The following is a 234-nucleotide window of genomic DNA, read 5'->3' as shown; positions in this document are numbered from 1 at the left end:
ATCGATTTTGGCCGCGCCTTCGCTCATCAGCCAGCTCAACCGGCCGATATAGTCGCCCAACAGGGCGAAATGTTCCCAATACGGGTTCTGCTCGAACTGGGAAGGCGCCGCATCATGCTTGCGAAGTCCGTCAATCGAGTAGAAGAACGCGTGAAAGTTAAACATGTTGGTGCCGAGAACCGCCATCCAGTCGATCATCCAGCGGGCATCCTGCAGCGTCATCGACCAGCCGAT

The 234-nt window shown here is 56.4% G+C and carries 1 protein-coding gene; it reads right to left on the bottom strand.

All coding sequences use genetic code 11. The annotated features are described in order from the left end of the window. On the bottom strand, positions 1 to 234 hold a 234-nt coding region (locus KVT27_RS26215; protein WP_217582337.1), incomplete at both ends, for a hypothetical protein.

This window comes from Lysinibacillus sp. GbtcB16, from assembly GCF_019091145.1.
In the GTDB taxonomy this organism is placed as follows: domain Bacteria; phylum Bacillota; class Bacilli; order Bacillales_A; family Planococcaceae; genus Lysinibacillus; species Lysinibacillus fusiformis.
This window is presented reverse-complemented; position numbering and strand designations above follow the sequence as displayed.